The 16429-nt window shown below is 68.7% G+C and carries 20 protein-coding genes; 9 read left to right on the forward strand and 11 right to left on the reverse strand.

Features of this window, described 5'->3' with window-relative positions; genetic code table 11:
• Nucleotides 1-346 precede the first annotated feature (346 nt).
• A complete protein-coding gene (locus ACFPIH_RS55260) occupies nucleotides 347-694 on the reverse strand; it encodes a hypothetical protein (RefSeq protein ID WP_381187640.1) in 348 nt (115 codons plus the stop codon).
• A 394-nt stretch (nucleotides 695-1088) separates the two neighbouring features.
• Here ACFPIH_RS55260 and ACFPIH_RS55265 point away from each other — a divergent pair, with 394 nt between their 5' ends.
• From ACFPIH_RS55265 to ACFPIH_RS55275, 3 genes are all read left to right on the forward strand, one after another.
• On the forward strand, nucleotides 1089-1769 hold the full coding sequence (locus ACFPIH_RS55265; RefSeq protein WP_381187638.1) for a replication/maintenance protein RepL: 681 nt from the start codon (nucleotides 1089-1091) through the stop codon (nucleotides 1767-1769).
• The gene (locus ACFPIH_RS55270; RefSeq protein ID WP_381187635.1) at nucleotides 1763-2158 is read left to right on the forward strand and encodes a hypothetical protein; all 396 of its coding nucleotides are present in this window, start codon (nucleotides 1763-1765) and stop codon (nucleotides 2156-2158) included. Before ACFPIH_RS55265 ends, ACFPIH_RS55270 begins: the two co-directional genes overlap by 7 nt.
• Before the next feature lie 970 nt (nucleotides 2159-3128).
• Nucleotides 3129-3494 (forward strand): hypothetical protein, encoded by a 366-nt coding sequence (locus tag ACFPIH_RS55275; protein ID WP_381187632.1) that lies wholly within the window; start codon nucleotides 3129-3131, stop codon nucleotides 3492-3494.
• Between the two features lie 832 nt (nucleotides 3495-4326).
• Here the strand turns inward: ACFPIH_RS55275 and ACFPIH_RS55280 are convergent.
• The 7 genes from ACFPIH_RS55280 to tpg (ACFPIH_RS55310) form a co-directional block, all read right to left on the reverse strand.
• Complete coding sequence (locus tag ACFPIH_RS55280) at nucleotides 4327-4878, reverse strand: hypothetical protein (RefSeq protein ID WP_381187629.1); 552 nt, start codon at nucleotides 4876-4878, stop codon at nucleotides 4327-4329.
• Between the two features lie 17 nt (nucleotides 4879-4895).
• Nucleotides 4896-5168 (reverse strand): hypothetical protein, encoded by a 273-nt coding sequence (locus ACFPIH_RS55285; protein ID WP_381187626.1) that lies wholly within the window; start codon nucleotides 5166-5168, stop codon nucleotides 4896-4898.
• A complete protein-coding gene (locus ACFPIH_RS55290) occupies nucleotides 5168-5404 on the reverse strand; it encodes a hypothetical protein (protein WP_099505578.1) in 237 nt (78 codons plus the stop codon). The genes ACFPIH_RS55285 and ACFPIH_RS55290 overlap by 1 nt, the downstream gene beginning before the upstream one ends.
• 313 nt (nucleotides 5405-5717) lie before the next feature.
• Nucleotides 5718-6050 carry a hypothetical protein gene (locus ACFPIH_RS55295; protein WP_381187622.1) on the reverse strand — a complete coding sequence of 111 codons (333 nt, stop codon included), beginning with the start codon at nucleotides 6048-6050 and terminating at the stop codon, nucleotides 5718-5720.
• 1393 nt (nucleotides 6051-7443) lie between these two features.
• Nucleotides 7444-7713 (reverse strand): hypothetical protein, encoded by a 270-nt coding sequence (locus tag ACFPIH_RS55300; protein ID WP_381187619.1) that lies wholly within the window; start codon nucleotides 7711-7713, stop codon nucleotides 7444-7446.
• Nucleotides 7710-8495 (reverse strand): hypothetical protein, encoded by a 786-nt coding sequence (locus tag ACFPIH_RS55305; RefSeq protein ID WP_381187615.1) that lies wholly within the window; start codon nucleotides 8493-8495, stop codon nucleotides 7710-7712. The genes ACFPIH_RS55300 and ACFPIH_RS55305 overlap by 4 nt, the downstream gene beginning before the upstream one ends.
• Before the next feature lie 105 nt (nucleotides 8496-8600).
• A complete protein-coding gene (gene tpg, locus ACFPIH_RS55310) occupies nucleotides 8601-9194 on the reverse strand; it encodes a telomere-protecting terminal protein Tpg (protein WP_381187612.1) in 594 nt (197 codons plus the stop codon).
• A gap of 99 nt (nucleotides 9195-9293) precedes the next feature.
• On the opposite strand from tpg (ACFPIH_RS55310), the gene ACFPIH_RS55315 reads away from it, so the two are divergent.
• From ACFPIH_RS55315 to ACFPIH_RS55330, 4 genes are all read left to right on the forward strand, one after another.
• Nucleotides 9294-9653 (forward strand): nucleic acid-binding protein, encoded by a 360-nt coding sequence (locus tag ACFPIH_RS55315; RefSeq protein ID WP_381187609.1) that lies wholly within the window; start codon nucleotides 9294-9296, stop codon nucleotides 9651-9653.
• Nucleotides 9654-9655: 2 nt separating this feature from the next.
• A complete protein-coding gene (locus tag ACFPIH_RS55320) occupies nucleotides 9656-10165 on the forward strand; it encodes a DUF6233 domain-containing protein (protein WP_381187606.1) in 510 nt (169 codons plus the stop codon).
• A gap of 55 nt (nucleotides 10166-10220) precedes the next feature.
• Entirely contained in the window at nucleotides 10221-10721 is a 501-nt protein-coding gene (locus ACFPIH_RS55325; RefSeq protein ID WP_381187603.1) for a HEPN domain-containing protein, read from the forward strand.
• A gap of 446 nt (nucleotides 10722-11167) precedes the next feature.
• Nucleotides 11168-11800 (forward strand): hypothetical protein, encoded by a 633-nt coding sequence (locus ACFPIH_RS55330; protein WP_381187600.1) that lies wholly within the window; start codon nucleotides 11168-11170, stop codon nucleotides 11798-11800.
• Nucleotides 11801-11949: 149 nt separating this feature from the next.
• Here the strand turns inward: ACFPIH_RS55330 and tpg (ACFPIH_RS55335) are convergent, their stop codons facing one another.
• Together tpg (ACFPIH_RS55335) and tap are read right to left on the reverse strand one after the other, a co-directional pair.
• A complete protein-coding gene (gene tpg / locus ACFPIH_RS55335; RefSeq protein ID WP_381187597.1) occupies nucleotides 11950-12507 on the reverse strand; it encodes a telomere-protecting terminal protein Tpg in 558 nt (185 codons plus the stop codon).
• Nucleotides 12508-12513: 6 nt separating this feature from the next.
• Complete coding sequence (gene tap, locus ACFPIH_RS55340) at nucleotides 12514-14757, reverse strand: telomere-associated protein Tap (RefSeq protein WP_381187594.1); 2244 nt, start codon at nucleotides 14755-14757, stop codon at nucleotides 12514-12516.
• Nucleotides 14758-15081: 324 nt separating this feature from the next.
• Between tap and ACFPIH_RS55345 the strand changes: the two genes are divergently transcribed.
• Nucleotides 15082-15303 (forward strand): hypothetical protein, encoded by a 222-nt coding sequence (locus ACFPIH_RS55345; protein WP_381187591.1) that lies wholly within the window; start codon nucleotides 15082-15084, stop codon nucleotides 15301-15303.
• Nucleotides 15300-15476 (forward strand): hypothetical protein, encoded by a 177-nt coding sequence (locus ACFPIH_RS55350; protein WP_381187588.1) that lies wholly within the window; start codon nucleotides 15300-15302, stop codon nucleotides 15474-15476. Before ACFPIH_RS55345 ends, ACFPIH_RS55350 begins: the two co-directional genes overlap by 4 nt.
• 31 nt (nucleotides 15477-15507) lie before the next feature.
• Here ACFPIH_RS55350 and ACFPIH_RS55355 read toward each other — a convergent pair whose 3' ends face one another.
• Nucleotides 15508-16197, reverse strand: a complete 690-nt coding sequence (locus tag ACFPIH_RS55355; protein WP_381187585.1) for a recombinase family protein — start codon at nucleotides 16195-16197, stop codon at nucleotides 15508-15510.
• Between the last annotated feature and the right edge of the window lie 232 nt (nucleotides 16198-16429).

Here is a 16429-nt window from a genome sequence, read left to right on the forward strand (position 1 = left end):
CCCGCGGAGCGGGTACCACATTGCTGCGCAATGTGCAAGCGGGGCGGTCGCTGCGCTCCCGCTGCCCACGCATCGCGTGGGCGGATCCCTTCGCTGCACTCCGGGGTCCGGTGGGGCCGGCCGCGATGCGGCGGCGGGCGCGCGGTGCGCGCCGGGCGGTTGAGGGGGTGTCAGGTGCGGCTAGTCGGGTGTGTGGTTGGGGAGTTTGGGAGTCCTGCGGACTCTGGGCGGGTCCGCTGCGCTCCCCCGCCTGAGGGTCCTTCCGGCTGCGCCTCCAGAACCTTGGGGCCCGCTGGCGCGGGCGGGGCTGGCTACGGGGGTGGGGGTCGCTCGTTCGTGTCGGGTTCTAGTGTAGCGCGTGCATCAGGTTGATGCAGCATGTACTGTTGGCGGAAACACGGGACACCCCCCCAACCAACCCAGGCAGGGGTTCTTTTGAGAAAACGTCAGCCGGGGTTTTTGAGTTCACCAATTCACGCGAGGAATCACGAATCGGGAAGCTGCGGGCCTCAGCCGAAGAAAAGAACCCCGGATAGAACGGAAAGGCCGAATTGCGGCGTGCGGAGGTACCGGAGCCGAATGGCCCCCCGGGCCAGGCGGCGGAACCCGCCACGGGCACCAGCCCCGCTTGTTGCTGCTTGTGGTTCGTCACGGTCGTCACCACCCGAGACTCAGAGCCGCTGGTGCTGTCCACGACCGGCACGGTGCCCACAGAGCCGCACGCGAAGCCGCCTGAGCCACAGACCGCTGGGGCGCAGCCTCGCGCGCGCGTGCGTCTTACTGATAAGAGGGCTGGCTGAGGAAACCGCCTGTGACCTGGGGTTTTACTGAGGGGAATGTGTTGGTTCTGACACATTGACCTGGGGTTTTGTGCCTCGTGCGACACAGAGGCGTCGGATTTGGTCACGGGAAGAGGGACAAATAAGGTTCGTGCAGGTCATCACCGGTTTCGAGTGTCGGGATGTTGGAGGCGGTGTGTCGGCGTCGACACCAGGGGGCCACGCCGAGAGGGACAAAGGTCCCCGCGTGCGTGGACAATCTCGGTTAGGGTGCCGGAGGCTCACACTTGATCGAGGAAGCAGGAGTCCATGGCACCCGCGGAAGCGAGAGGTTCCACGAGCAAGGGCAGGCGGTCGGCGAACCGCGGTGAGGCCGTGACGTCGCCCTCGCTGGCGGACAGCTTCGCGAAGGCGCTGGAGGAGAAGCCTCCGAGGCCGGGTCGGCCAGTCCACTCCGCGAACGTGGAGTACCGCTACCGGGCGCCGCACGACGCGTTCGGACGCAACGGCTACAGCCAGGTCAGCAACGACTTCCTCTCCGAGGTCCTGGCGGTGCTGATCGCCCGGCACGGAATGTCCCCAGCGCAGTCCGCAGTGCTCGTCTTCTGCATGGGTCGCCAGCGCGAGGGCCGTCTGCGGATCACGCACGTGAAGATCGCCCGGCACCTGGGCATCGAGCGCGCCAACGTGACCCGGGCCCTGGGAAGCCTGGAGGGCTGGCACATGATCCAGCGCCAGGTGAACTCACTGATCGTCGTCAACCCGCTGATCTGCTTCAAGGGCAACGGCGACCTCCAGGAGGAGGTCCTGCAACAGCTGCGCGCGGACGCCAAGGCCTTGCTGAGGAGGCACTTTCCCGAAATGCGGGAAGATGAGGTGCGGGAAGCGGCGAACGAGAGCTTCCCGGAGTTCCAGCCGCCGGCCGCACCGAAGCCGCGCACCCGGCAGCTGGAGTTCGGCGACAACGACGTGGAGGGACAGGCATGCTGATCCAGGCGCACCTCGGATACGCGAAGCTTCACCGCCTGGAGCTCTCCAAGGCGGCGTACGACCTCCTCAGCGCGATGGGCGAGGTACAGCACCCCGGAGGCGAGGTGAACGCCTCCCAGGTCGAATTGGCCGCCCGCGTGGGCCTGAGCAAGAACCGCACATCCATCGCCATGAGCCAGCTGGTGGAGCGCCACATCGTCCTACGCCCCGAAGGGCGTTACCGCAGCTACTTCATCCACCCGTACTTCGCCGGCTACTCCACCATGGAGGACCTGGAAGACGCGCTGCGCGACGCCATCGAGGCGATCAAGGCCGGTGAACTCGCCGAACCGGCAGTCCCCGCCCCACAGCGGCACTTGTCCGCCGTGCCCACGCGCCGAACCGCATAGCTGCCCGACTGCCCGGCCGGGCGATACGAGATCGGCGGCGCCGCCCCTCAGACCGAGGGCGCGGCGCCGTTTGCGTGTCAACGGGCGTACACCGTTCCCACCGAAGGGAAGCCGCAGGTAGGGAAGGGTGCAATGCGGCAGACGGGTACCACTCGGTGGAGCGTTAATAGAACAACACCCGGCAGGTGCTGAAACCCGTGTACACGGTTCCCCTCCAGGGGAAACCACAGGTCAACGGCTTGCGGCACGGCCGGGACAGTGTCACTGGGGCAACCGTCGTGTTCTGGTTCGCGAGAACACGACGCGAGCGCTGCCGTAGGCGAGGGCTGCTACCCCGTTCCCGTAATAGGGGAACGCCCAGGTCAGCCCGTGCTGTCGGACCCGTCCGCTTCACTGTTCGTGATCGGCTCACAGAGGGGGTTGGGGACGTGCTCCACGTTGTACACAGCGATCCACGCAGCTGGCTGTTGATCTACTTACGTAAGAACCCCGTGCCGGACCGTGCACCAGCAGGAACCGGATACCTCTACGTGCTCGCCATCACGGGAGCCACTTCCTACGTCAAGGTGGGGTCCACCACCCAACCGATCTGCACGGCGCGAGGCAGTCAGATCGGTCCTGGGCTTCCGAGGCACCATCCGGATCTCGACAACGACCCAGGCAGCTGGCGCCCATGAGCCACTCCCGGCGTTCGTACAGCAGCTTCAACAACCGGATAACGCCTGGGGGACCGATCTGCGGGCCAGGCAATACTTCGCGCAGGGAAGCCAACGCACCCGCTTCCGCAGGCGCCACGACGTACCCGCACCTCGACCCCGCCCCGAGCACACTTCCGATCCCCTGCATGCCTTCTCGGAGATCGACCTCCCCTCAGCTCCTGTGATCGACCTGTGCCGCCGCGTCTGAGAGCAACTGGTCGGTGCTGACGTGCGGTTCATGCCGTGCAAATGCTGCGGCAGTCTCCCTGTCCGTGACGGATGCCGACGTCCCCAGGCACCGCACCCGCGTCCCGCTCCCCGGGCGCCGGCTCTCCGAGACCCTGCTCATGCAGCTGCTCGCCGCGGAACTCCCCGCGCTCATCGAGGCGGAGCTCGCCGGGTACGGACCGGAGCCCAGCTACCTGACGGTGTCGATCGGGCGGGACGTCGGCACGCTGCCGCTGGACACCCGACTCGTGCGCGGGCTGACCGCCCTCGCCGAACTCACGACCGCGAACGAGTGCGGCCTGGACGGCGAGCGCGGCATCACCGGGCAGTGCCGGCACTGCCGCGGAACGGGCCGGGCCCGCACCATCTGGCCGCCCCACCCCGGCGCTCGCACAGACCCGAACGTGTGAACGGTCTCGCTGCACGGAGTGTGGGCCGTGCAGCGAGAGCAGCAACCGGGAGTAGCGGGTGAACCGTTTCGGTGCAGCAGAGCAGTACGACCAGGTCCCGGTCGCGGTGGTCGGCGCTCCCGTTGCAGCGCGCGGGGAGGGGAACTCGCCGGGGCCGTTGCTACCCGCTGCTGCCCGACCGAGGCCGGCCCGCTGCCGTGCAGCACCCTTGGGGCGCACGGGTCGTGCGAATACTGCGCCACAGGCCCCGACCCCGAGCAGCAGCGGCCTTGCACCCTTCACCACCAGGAGCAGCAGCCCGTTGCGTAACCCCGCTGCACCGTGCAGGCCGGGAAGGGTGCAAGGCCGCTGCACACGGCAACCGCCAGCAACGGCGGACTTCACCAGGAGCACCAGCGCCCTCGAGGACGGGGGCCGTCGGCGACGAATCTTGCACCCCAATAGTGGTTAGTACAGATAGCGGTTCTGTGCGGGTTGTAGATCCTTCCCCCTGAGAGCAGAGCTCGGTCCGGGAGCAGCCGAGAGCACCAACACGACGGGACGACGACGGCACGACGATCGTGGAACCGCTCCAAGGGATCAACGGCACCTCGGGCTCCGAAGCGCTGTACGGCGCTGTGAGCGCCTCAGACGGCCTTGATCGTCGCCTCGGAGCCCGGAGGGCCTCAGAACGCCGCAGACGGCCGTACGGGGCCGGGAAGGATCATGTGCGCGGGATGCTGGCAGGTCGTCGTCGCAGGTGCGGGTAGATCATCGGTTCCCGTTCTGCGAGCTCCGCTCTCAGGGGGGAAGGATCTACAACCCGCACCAGAAGCACTATCTGTACTACCCACTAATGGGGTGCAAGATCGGTGTCGCGCCACGGCTCCATGCCTTCGGCGAGCGTCTCGCAATAGCCCAGAGCTGACGCCGCCTGCATGAGCTCGCCCTCGGCCGCGGACCCGCGCGCCAGCCACATCATCGTCATCATGCTCTGCAGCGGCCCGTCCTCATCGGCGCCGCCGTCCTGCTCCAGGTGCTCGCTCAGCACCCGCTCGGCCTGCTCCAGGACGTCGGACCAGACACCGCCGTACGTCTCCGGGCGCACTCCGGTCAGAGCCGTCAGCCACAGATCCGCGTGCGACTGGAGCACCTGCTCGGTCGGCCGGAAGTCCAGAACGGTTCCGCACGGCATCGAGTGCCGACCGGGATGGGTCGCCGTGGCCGGCCACTCGGGCAGGCCCTCGGAGTGCGCGGGGCACACGAACGCGACCCAGGCCGTACCGGGCCCGTCGCCCGCGGCTGGACCTTCCCGGAGAGCCGTCGCCTTCACCTCGCACTGCACGACGGTGCGCAGCGCGGTGAGCTGGCGGTGGGCAGAGAGCTGCTGAACGAGGGAGGACACGCGGGTTCCTTCGGCGGCTAGACCTCGATGTACGCGACGACCACGACAGTGCGAAGGGCACTCACCCAGTACAAGAGGCGTACGCGCTCGACTTCGTCGGCGTACTGGCGCAGCTGGGGACCGCTGGCGTCGCCGGGGATCGGCTCGCCGACGTCCGGGTCGACCGAGACGACGACCAGGGCGCGGTCCAGGGCGTGGATCTCCGACTCGCTGCCGATGTTCTCCAGCTGCTTCGCGGCGGAGTCCGAGAAGACGATCCGGGCGCGGCGGGGGCCGTGCTGCGGGGCCATCAGGCGACGGCCGGGCGCTGCGAGGCGAGCCGGGCGAGGTGGGTCTCGCGCAGCTCCTCCCACGGCGTGCAGTCCTCCACCGAGGGCAGCCCGTTCTCCGCGATGTCCTCCAGGACGGCGGCGAACTGGTCGGCGTTCTCGCGGGTCCTGGCCGCGTACGCGCGCACCGCGTCGGCAGCAGCGGGCTCCAGCTGCGGCCGGGCGTGGTCGGCGGGGGCGGCCGGCTGTTCGCTCATCGAGGGCTCCAGAGGGCAGAACTGGCGTCTGCTCCCACGGTATCGGCCGCCCCGGGCCCTGGGGACCACTCCGGACGAACCGGCTCGCACGAGGGTGCAAGACCCAGGGACCCAGGTGGACCCAGCTCCCGTCACGTTCCACGGCCACCAGGGAAAACACCGGCCCAGGGACCCAGGTTCGGGGCCGGGCGCCGGGGGCGCTGGGGTCCGGCCGCGCGATGACACAGATCAGCTGAACAGTGACACAGATGACCATGCCCACCTGGGAAAACAGGGGGTCGATGACACAGATGACACAGATCGGCCGGACTGTTCAGGCAGGGAGGCCGGGCACGACCTGGCCGTTGGTGATGTGCGGGCGGGCGGTCAGCGCGTGCCCGTCGCACACGGCGTACCCGCCGCTGCCGCCGTCGACCTGGACGGTGTGGGTGGCCGGCTCCGGGCACGGAGCGTCCAGCCGGTCGTACTCCCACGAGTTGAAGCAGGCGACGTCCATGCACGAGGTGCGGTTCCCGCTCGCCTTCAGCGTGGCGCCGTGCTCGGGGCACACGCCCCACGGCACGACGCACTGCCCCGGGCGGTCGGCGGTGTCCTGGAGGGGCTGGGCGTAGAGCTCGCCTGTGGTGGCGGTGTTCGTGGTGGTCACCCGGGGATTCTCCCAGTGCGCCCGCCGCCCGGGCAGGCGTTCCGGGACGAACGCGCTCCGTAGCCGCCCTCGACCCGCGTCACGTTGACCGGCCCGAGCGCCGAAATCGGCCCTTGAGCCCGTGTTTTCGGGCCTGGAGGGCAGCGGGACAGTGCGATGTGACACCCGATCGGGTGAACGTGACAACCGGAGCGTGACAGCGGGACAGTCACTTTCGGTGATCACGCGAGGTGCCCCCTGACAGGTGATCTTGACCGTTTGCCAGGTGAGTTTGACCGCCCGGTTCAGAGAGCTGGTTCGTGATCCGGATCGGAGGGGACGCAACCTGGGCGAGCTATCGCCGCCTGCTGCCGCCCTGTCAGCACCCGCGAGGCGGCACAGTCAGACGAGCTCGATCGCACGAACGTAGCTGAGCTGGGGGTAGTCGCTCGTCAGAAGTTGCATCCCCACTTTCTGCCCTGCAGAGGTAGCCAGCCCCCAGCACCAGTCGTCGAAGGGCTCTAGCGGCACTGTCACAACGTACGGTCCCGACCAGGTGCCTCCATCGTCCGCCTCGGCGAAGAACGTGGTGTACGGCTGAGATGTGATCAGCGGAATAACTGAGGAGCCAGGCTCGAGCCGGTACCAGCCCCGGGAAGCCCAGTGGCCTTTGTCTTGGCACGACGACGAGGTCGGGTAGCCCACCATGAGCCACACGCCTGTCGAGTGCCGATTGACGTACTGCAACCACACGGGACGTCACCCCTCTTCTTCGAGGAGGCGGCGGAGACGGGCTACCAGCGTCTCCGTGGGTGCGGGCTCGGTCGGGGGCGGCGGTGTGATCACACCTGGCTCAGCCGTGCCCTCTGCGGCGGTTCGGCCGTCATACCCCGGCGGGATTCGGGTGACTCCCCGGTCTTCAATCGTCAGACCGATCGGCCGGAACGACACCGGCTGGTCAATCTTCGGGTCAGACCCGTGCTCGGACATACCCATTCTCCTTTCGGAGACTGACTGCCCCACACATCCACGGGACCATCGGTGAGCTGCCCACGCAAACTGATCATTCGCCGTCCTCGACGACCAACTTCGAACACCGCCAGGGCGGCATCGCCGTACACCAACGCGGCAACAGTCGCTGTCGCCCCGGTCAAGATCAAGTGGCAGAGATTTATCTGGGCGTCAAGATCACTTGGCAAACGGCCAAGATCTCGTGTCAAAGGTCACGAGGGTCCGGCTCCCCTCTATGTCACAGGGTCACAGGTCACCTCGCAGGAACGCGCCTGCCTGGGAAAATGGGTTCCGGGCTCACAGGCAAACAGGTTGAATAGGGCGTTTCCGGCGTCCGGTGCTCTGGGAGGTCACAGGTTTCGACCGGGGACCTGTGAGGCCTGTGAGATTGCGGAGGGTGAGGTCACAGGAGGGTCGGCCGGAGGCAGCGGCACTGATCGCAGTCGGCACAGCCCGCGCACTCCATACAGAAAGCCCGCGGCGTCGGGCCCGGGCAGTGGCAGATCGGGTTGTGGTCGGGATCGTCCTCGCCGGGGTGGACCGTCTCGCCGAACGGGGGCTCGGTCCACGCGAGGGCCTCCCCGTCGGCGAGCAGTTCCTCGTAGTGGTGCCCGATGGCGCTGTGCTCTGCCCAGACCGCGACGACGCCGCCGTGCTCCTGGCACTCGCTCATGACGCGCTCCCCTCGGAGCCGGCCGACTCGGTGGCGCGGGTGAGGAACGCGGCGAGGTCGGCCGTAGCTTCGGGTTCGGCAGTGGCGAGCCGGGCCGCGAACGCCAGCTGGCCGGTGTTCGCGGCCGGGACCAGGCGGGCGAGTTCGGCGAGCAGCGCGGCGTGGGCGAGGACGGACGGCGGCAGGAGGCCGGCGGCTGCTTCGCGGGCGGCCGGGTCGCGGTAGTGCCCGAGGTGCGCGGCCAGGGTGTGGGCGAGCCACGCGTCGACGTCCTGCTGCACGTACGACCCGGCGCGGCGGGTGAGTTCGTCCCGGACGGCTTCGTCGCCCTCGCGGGGCTCGGTCTGCTCCAGCGTGCCCAGCTCGCGCAGCGCCTGGAGCTCATCGGCCCGGGCGGCGATCCGCTGGGCTTCGCGCAGCTCGGCTTCCCGGGCGGCGGCGGCCGCGGCTTCGGCGGCGAGCTCCTCCTGGACGACGACGTCGACGCCGGGGTCGTAGACCGTGTCCGGGGCCGCGTCGGCGAGCAGCTGGGCGAGGCGCTCCCACTCCGCGAGCTCCGCGCGACCGCGTTCGTCGTCGGCCAGGTGCTCGTGCCGTGAGTCCTGCCACGCGTCGAAGCGGGCGTCCTCGAGGGCCGCTTCGACGTCGGCCGCCGACATCCCCGTCGCCCGGCGACGCACGACCCGCCGTCCAATGCGCGCGGGGTCGGCCGGCTCGCGGGGCGCCGCCACGCGAGCGGCGAGAGGCCGGCGGACACTGCGCCGGGTCCAAGGGGTGCTCATCAAGGCCTCGCATTTCGCGTCGCCACGGAAGAAAGCGGACCGCCGCCAGAGCGCTGCACGACGGCCCGCCAACACGTTTTATAGCAGACCTCGAATTCCGGTTTTTCAGAACTTGAAATCTATCGACCTGACGTGTGTGAAATCCGCTCGGAGGCCATCCGCCCGTGTGCCCCATTCCGTGAAATACGACTCGGTGATGGCCTCCGCGACGACCGGAGGCAGATCCTCCTCCGTCGCACCTGCCTCCTGGAGACGGAGGATCTCCTTGGCGTAGACGGGTGAGATCGGGGTGTTGATGAACCGTTCGCGGCCGTCGTCCGAACTGCCCGTGCAGGCGAACCCGAAGTAGGCGTAGACCTCCACCACCATGCCGCCGAAGGTCGCCGCACGCTCCCTCGCCTGCGCCCTGACCTGCGGTTGCCACTCCGAGGCGGTCTCCTCCACCAGCGCCGCCTGGAGGCGCTTCTGAGGCGTCTTCAGCTGTCCGGCGCGGTAGCGCTGCACCGTGCGGCGGGAGACCCCCAGACGTTCGGCGAGGGCCTTCGTCGACCCCTTCGCGCGCGTGAGAAGGAATTTCATCTGAGCTTTCGCGGATTTCGGCGCGGGCCGGGTGACGGTCTGGCGCTCCGCCCGGGTGAGGGCGTCCAGGACCTTGCCGCCGCGCGCGGCCGGCTGCTGCGAGTCGTGCTGATCATCCATGAGGTCAGCCTCGGGCAGGTCACCTGTGGACAGAATCCAGCGAGCCCGGCCCGGTGTCGGACCGGCGGCGCTGTCGGCGGCTCGAACTACTGTTGGGCCGTGACGACGTACGACTATCCCGACGAGCTCCTCAAAGCGCAGCAGTCCCTCAACGAGGTGCGCGCCAGCCTCAAAGCCCTGGTCAAGACGCTGCCGTACTCCGTGGAACCCATGGAGGCATGGCAGCGCCCCGACGGCTACTGGCTCGCCACGTCTCCCGCGCATCCGGCCTCGCCGGGCTGGTCGGAGCAGGAACAGAACGACGTCGCCACGCTGCGGGCGCGGGAACGCGACCTCGCCGCCGCGATCGTCACGCACGCGTTCTGGAACGAGGTCGCCGGGCCCGAACGCCCCGATGCCCGCTCCCAGCTCAGGCACGCCCTCGGCAACGGGGACGGCGAGGGCCAGGAGGCCGCGTAGCCGTGGCGGCCACCCCGCCCGCGCCGCCGCCCATCACCGTGGTCCTCGCGGACGGCCAGGAGGTCACCGGCCGTCTCCACGAACGCCAGCAGACGCCGGAGGGCTGGTTGTACCGCGTCTCGGTCCCGGCCTGGATGGACCAGGACGGCCGGGTGGTGCCCGCCTGGTACACGGTGTGGGTGCAGGCCCCCACCCATGTGCGGCCGGTCGACGGGATCTCGTACGACGACGTCGCGACGACCCGGTTGCCGCCGCCGTCGACGGTGCGCGAGATCCTCGGGCCACGTCGGCCGACGGGCTGGGTGCTGCAGAAGCTGGGCGGCGGCCGCGGTCCCGGCCAAGGCGTCGTCCACGCTGTCGACTGCGAGGAAGCACCCGCCGGGGCACCGGTGCTGACCCTGGACAAGGCACTGGACGCTGCCGAGCATCCCGGAACCTGCCTGTGCTCCCTGTGCGGCGCTGCCGCCGAACTCGATCCCGTGCTCCGGGGCTTCGACCACGGCGTCGACTGACGGCCGCCCGAAAACCGGTCTCCTCCGGGCGCACCAGCGGTGCAGAATGTCCGGCATGACCTATCAGAGCCCGTTCGGTGACATGGACACTGACCACGAGTGGCCGGACGCGCTGTGCCTGTCCCGCGTCAACTGCGCGAACGCGTCCGAGGAAACGATCGGTGAGTTCTTCGAAGGCGCCATCGCGCTGATCGACGCAGGGATCCCGCAGCCGGCCTTCTTCCTCGCCCGGCAGCTGGCTGAGCTCTCGTTGAAGGCCATCCTCGGACCGGAGAAGGGGAAAGGCCACGACCTGGGGAAGCTGCTGAGGAAGCTGGAGGAGAGCGACGACGACCTGTTCGCCGCCGGCGACGATCGGCACCTGGTCGTGGAGTTCATCCGGGACCTGCACCGACGCGACCCGAAGGGCGACGAGGGGCGCTACCCGACCACCACCAAGGGGGTGCCCTCGCTGGCCGCTGTGTGCTGCGCCAACCCGCCGCTGTTCCGCGAGTACGTCAACCACCTCTTCGTCTACACGGAGGGCCGCATCAGCCGTGTCGGCCAGACCGTCTGAGAGGCGCAGCCCCCCGGCGTCGGGGTCGTCGGCCTCAAGAACTCAGGGCACACGCGAGCGAGCCCGGACCAACTGGTCCGGTGTGACTGAGCGCCTCAGTTGGCCACTCTGAGCCTCACAGTTGGCCGGAGGGCAGCGCTGCTGCCAGCCTTCCCGAGCAGGAAGCTCCCGACTTTCGCGGTCTCCTGCACAACGCACTCCTTGAGGAGGGCCGGCAGGCTTGCAGATCAGAGATGCCGAGTTCTGGGAGGGGGTCCACCTCCAGCCGTCGGTCCACTCGTACAGGGCAACCCGAGCGATACTTGTCCTGCTCCTACTCTCACCCAGATAGCTTCACAGCAGTGCGTGAGGAATGGGGGGCGAGTATGGCGGGCGCTGGGCATCGGGTTCGTACGCGTCTGCGATCGGTGGGTCGACGTCCGCGTCCAGGTCGTGTGCGGCGGCGTGTGCGCGTTGCCGCGGATCCTGATGGTTCTCAAGAGGGGTGGCGGTGCATCGACTGGGCAAAATGGGGAACCATCGTCGGCATCCTGGTCGGGGCGGTTGGCCTGTTACTCACAGGTATTGCGACATTTTACGACGCGCGTGTGTCTGCTCTCCAGCTCGGCCAATCCCGAGACGACGCCGAGGAGGACGTGCGGCGCCAGGCTGCACGGGTGGCGAGCTGGGGAGACCTTGAGACGCGAGTTCACGTGGTGAACAGGTCACCTGAACCAGTGTCGGATGTCGAAGTGCGCTTCAGGGCGGGCTACTTTCAAGATGCCCCGGACGGGATCAATGCGGTACGCGAGGCGTTCCGCCTGACCGTTTCCTACCTGCCGCCCTGTTCTGAGCTCGTAGTCTCCCCAGATCAACTACTCGATGATGCTGCTTTCGTACCGCTTGATGTGACATTCACGGATTCCGACGGAGTGAAGTGGGTTCGGACGAAGGCGGCGCTGGAGAGAGCGGGTTCGCCGGAGGGACGCATTGCGACAGAGAAGCTTGCAAAAGAGTACGGCACCGGAACCGCGGTGGACGCGCTCGACTCGAAGCCCACGATCAAGAAGGCCGAGCCATGCACAGCGGTGCTCGGCTGACACCGCTGTGGATTCCTGCCACGTTCCCGTGGCCCTCTCCTGATCAGCGCGGCCGAGGGCCTGAGCGCCAGGGCGGTCAACTGAGTCGCTCAATGGCCAACTGAAACACTCAGTCACACCGGGCTCGCGGGCTGTTCGGGCAACGGCCTCTACAGGTCGAACTCCAGGTGCTCGATGTCGGTGAAGCGCACATCTTCCAGCTGTCCGGCGCGGCGGCCGTTGTCCTGGAAGTACACCTCCTTGAGCGCTTCGGCCGCGAGCTCCTTGAGCTGCTGGTCGGTGGCGCCGGCCTCCTGCGCGTCGAAGAGACGCGCGGCGTGGCGGGGCGGCAGGGCGACGGTCAGGTGCCGGATGCGGTCCTGGTCCGTCGACCCGATCGGTGCGGTGTAGCCGAGGCGGGCGCGGGTGTCGATGACGATGCCGCCGGTGGTCGCCGCCTTCTCGCGGGCCTTGGCCCGGATCTGCGGCTGCCACCGCTTCTTCACCTCGGTCTCCAGGCGCGCGGCGAGGTCCTTGCGGGGGTGCTTGGCCGTGCCCGCCACGTACCGTTCCACCTGCCGCTGGGACATCCCGAGCAGTTCGGCGACGGCCTTGGTGCCCTTGAGCTTGTCGACCAGGTACCGCATCTGCGGGCCCGCGTTTTTGGGCGCCGGGCGGGTGAACGCCTTCTGCACCGCCTTGTCCAGGCCGTCGCCGAACATGCTCATCTCCTGCTACTCCCCGTTGTCGACGTTGGTGACGGTGCCGTCCTTGATGTACCGGGCGAGGTTGAGTTCCGGCGCGTTGAACTGCTCGCGGACGCCTTCGCCCCACAGCAGTTCCTGGGTGCCCTCCCACTTCACCAGGCCCGGGTTGATGCCGAGCTTGAAGCCGCCCGGCAGCGGCTTTCCGTCCTTGTAGGGCAGGAAGTCCAGCGGGCTGGCGCCGTCGACCGCGTACACGACGCAGTCGGTGAGGATCGCCACCGGGTACTGCCCGGTGAACGCCGCGTGCCTGACGATCTTCCGGTGCAGGTTGATCCGGGTGCGGGAGATGACCGCCGCGCGGATGTCCGGCCGCCACGTCGCCCGGGACAGCGCCCGCCACGGCTCACCGGCCTTCCAGCCCTCGCCCCGGGGCCGCTCGCGCAGCTTGCCCAGGCCGTTCTTGACGGTCCCCTTGACCGCGTCCACGACGATCGCCATCTCCGGGTCACGCTGGCGCCAGCCCACCATCGCCGTCAGGAAGTCGGCAGGGTCCGTGTCCGCGTGCACGCCGAGGTCGGCCATGGTGGCGAGGAAGGCGTCGCGCAGGCGGTTGTACCAGGAGTCCAGGTAGCGGCCGGAGTCGTAGCGCACCCACGCCTCGATGGGCGTGACGTCGTAGCCGAGCTCCACCGCGTACGCCACGGTCGGCGTCGCGTACCAGGCCGGACCCGTCGGACGCTCGCCCGACGGCGTGAACGGGCTCGGCAGCAGCGAGCTGTCCAGGTCCACCCACTTGTCCTTGCCGACCTTCACCCTCGACAGGTCGACATGGGACAGGTCCACCAGCCACGCGCCGGGCAGCTTCGCATCGAACACCGGCGCCTTCACCTGCGTCGGCGCACCGAGACCGACGGTCAAGCCGTTGGCTCCGGCGGCGAACGCCATGTTCACGTCGATGCCCACCAGGTGCCGCCGGGTGTATTCGGCGTCGGTGAACGGCCGCGCCCAGTCGTACGCCTCTTCGAACAGCTTCTCCGCCGGGGTCCGGGTGTGGAAGCGCGGCAGATCCTTCAGGAGCGGGTGATTGTCCGGGGCCTCGCACGGTGCGCAGTCCACCGGGTCCTTGCCCAGGCTGCCGGGGTTGTGCTCGGAGTGCCGCTTGCCCGTCTCATCGGGCTCGGAGGCGCGGGTCGGCGGGTGGAAGGCGGTCATCAGCTCCAGGCTGGTGACACCGGCGGAACCGCGCGGTGTCATCACCCGTGCCGCGTACACACCCAGGACCCGGGCGAGGTCCGCCGGCGCCAACTGCCCGGCGTGGCCCCAGCTGCGGGGATCGAGCGCGTTCCACGACGGGATGCACAGCTGCACGCAGGCCCGCTCCGAACCGGTGGCCGGGCGGTAGATCCGCGCCCACGGCCCGAAGCCCCTCTTGGTCAGCTTCCAGTCCGCGCGGACCAGCTGCTTGATGACCTTGTGGCCCTCCGGGATCCGCCCGGCGTGCCGCTCTTCCTCGGAGAGGGCGACGGGCAGGCCGTAGCGTTCCAGCGCGGACTCGGTGAGGACGATCAGCGGGTCGGCGTCCTTGCCCGGGCCGGACAGCTTCGGCTGACCGAGCAGGGCCTCCTTGAGCGTCCAGTCGACCAGGGACGGGAGGGACTTGGCGGGCACGTCCAGGACCAGGCCGCCGACGCAGTACGCGAGGACCTGGCCGTCGTCGTCGACGTCCACGACGGCGAGCGGACCGTTGGCGAAGCGCGGGTCGGCGCCGGCCGGGGTGTTCGCCGGGGCCGCCTTCCTCGCGGCCGGGCGACGCGATGTCGACGTCGGCCTGGCGGCGGGCGCCGGACGCGACGGGGCGGCCGGAGCGGTGGCGGGACGGGACGGGGTGTTCTGTTCAGTCGTCATGGCCGCAGCCTCGGGCGCTGGACCTGTGGACAGAGTCCGCGCTTCCGGCGCCGGGGCGGGAGTGCTCGCGAACGTCGCGGGAACGGCCGTGTCCTGGGCGGGTGTTGGGGCGTTGGCATCAGCGGGGTAGAACTCCGCGAGGTGCTTGAGCAGACGGGCGTACGCCTCACGCTCCTTGCCCCGCGGCTCGGTCGCCTTGGTGCTGGACTCCCAGCCGCTGACGGTCGCCCGGCGCACCTCCAGTGCTTCGGCCACCTCGTCCAGGGTCAGGCCGTGCGCGGTGCGCAGGCGCTTGCGCTCCGCCGGCGGCGGCAGCGGGGACCGGGACGCGACCAGTGCGTCGACCCGGTCGAACAACTCGGACATGGAACACCTCCTGTCTCTCAAGTATAGCGGAAACCGTACGGATCGCGTACTAAACGCGTACGGATAGCGAACATAACCTATTTGATCATGCCGCTACGGGGGCAACCGCCCCGACAGGCCAGGCCCGCACCAATGGGCCGACCGCAGCGACGAAGGTGTTGTGCGCGGCCCGGGCGAGGTGGCCGCGCCGGTCGCGGTCGGCCCGGTCGGGGGTCACGTGCAGGGTGAAGGAGATGTCGACCAGGATGTCGGTGAGCTCCAGTACGCCCTCACCGAGGCCATCGCCGAACCCCTGACACAGCCAAGGCCGTACGGCAGGAGGCCGTGCTCGAACTACGCCAGACCCTCACCCTCGCCAACGTCGCCGAGAAGATCAGCACGTCCGCCGGCCGCGCCGACCAGCTCGCCAAGGGCAGGCAACCCAGCCGGTCCACGCCGGACTGCTGGCTAATCGTTTATGCGGTGAAGTCGTTGGCCCGAACGGGCGATACAGGACTCGCAGAAGCGGGTGACCGGCTCAGACCGCTGGTAACCAACGGCATGTGATCACCCACGTCAAGCGGGGGCTGCTCTGCGCCGCCACCGCTCTCGCCGTCCTTTTCCCTACCGTCACCCCCGCCCATGCGGATGAGGAGGTCCGCCTCCTGGAGGGCATCGCGGCCCTGCCTGTCGCTGAGGAGGTCCGTGCTGGCTACGACCGCGACAAGGGGTGCCTGTAAGAATGCTGTCACCAGCCGCAAACGGCGGTGATCACTCCTCGGACCTGGTGGGTTGGGGCAGTTCCGGCGTGCTCGTCGCCTCAGCGAGTGCGAGGCGACCGCCCTTCAGTTCGGGCACGTAGTTGTAGATCGTGTTCCTGGAGACGCCGAGGAGCTTTGCGATCGAGGTGACGGTGTTCTCCGGGCGGGCGAGCAGGTCGCGGGCGTGACGTACCTGTTCCTCCGTCATCGCCGGCGGGCGGCCGAGTCGGGCGCCGCGGGCGCGGGCGGCGTCCAGGCCCTCGTTGGTGCCCTGCACGATGAGTTCGCGGATGAACTCCGCGAGCGCCGCGAACACGTGGAAGACCAGGCGCCCGCCGGGCGTGGTCGTGTCGAGCGCCTCGTGCAGCGAGGTGAAGCCGACGCCGCGATTGCGTAGGCCGGACACGATCGCGATGAGGTCCTGGATGGAACGGCCGAGCCGGTCCAGTGACGGGACGACGAGGGTGTCGCCCTCGCGCAGGTAGTCGAGGGCCTTCCACAGTTCCTCGCGTTCGGCGTTCTTGCCGGACTTCTTGTCGGAGAAGATCCGGATGCAGCCCGCTGTGTTGAGTGCGTGGATCTGCCGGTCGAGCAACTGCCCCTTGGTGGACACGCGTGCGTATCCCACGAGGCTGCCGGTCCGTACGGCCGGAACGGGGGCGAGGAGATCGGCGGTGTCGTCGTCCTGGGGTGGCTGCACCTGCCAGATCGTACAGAAAAGGGTGCTCCTCAAGTTCTTGAGCACATCGACTTTCTGACACCGTTTTATAGGCATGATCCGGTGTCGATCCCGTCGCGCGCCGCGACTTACTGACTTCGGCTCGTCAGGGTGATCTTTGTCGATGTGCCTGTTGGGCCAGGGGTGCGGGCTGTATTTCGTGCTGTGTGAGATATGCGGATGGGGGCGGGCTGACCGCTGCGGGGCGGCAGCG

It is taken from the genome of Streptomyces vulcanius (assembly GCF_042653945.1).
GTDB lineage: Bacteria > Actinomycetota > Actinomycetes > Streptomycetales > Streptomycetaceae > Streptomyces > Streptomyces mangrovi.

Coding starts and splice junctions, on each gene's coding strand:
- ACFPIH_RS55290 (WP_099505578.1), bottom strand. CDS start 5,404: ATGAGCGAACAGCCGGCCGCCCCCGCCGACCACGCCCGGCCGCAGCTG.
- tap (WP_381187594.1), bottom strand. CDS start 14,757: ATGTCCGAGTTGTTCGACCGGGTCGACGCACTGGTCGCGTCCCGGTCC.
- ACFPIH_RS55265 (WP_381187638.1), top strand. CDS start 1,089: ATGGCACCCGCGGAAGCGAGAGGTTCCACGAGCAAGGGCAGGCGGTCG.
- tpg (WP_381187612.1), bottom strand. CDS start 9,194: ATGGATGATCAGCACGACTCGCAGCAGCCGGCCGCGCGCGGCGGCAAG.
- ACFPIH_RS55325 (WP_381187603.1), top strand. CDS start 10,221: ATGACCTATCAGAGCCCGTTCGGTGACATGGACACTGACCACGAGTGG.
- ACFPIH_RS55285 (WP_381187626.1), bottom strand. CDS start 5,168: ATGGCCCCGCAGCACGGCCCCCGCCGCGCCCGGATCGTCTTCTCGGAC.
- ACFPIH_RS55270 (WP_381187635.1), top strand. CDS start 1,763: ATGCTGATCCAGGCGCACCTCGGATACGCGAAGCTTCACCGCCTGGAG.
- ACFPIH_RS55305 (WP_381187615.1), bottom strand. CDS start 8,495: ATGAGCACCCCTTGGACCCGGCGCAGTGTCCGCCGGCCTCTCGCCGCT.
- ACFPIH_RS55300 (WP_381187619.1), bottom strand. CDS start 7,713: ATGAGCGAGTGCCAGGAGCACGGCGGCGTCGTCGCGGTCTGGGCAGAG.
- tpg (WP_381187597.1), bottom strand. CDS start 12,507: ATGAGCATGTTCGGCGACGGCCTGGACAAGGCGGTGCAGAAGGCGTTC.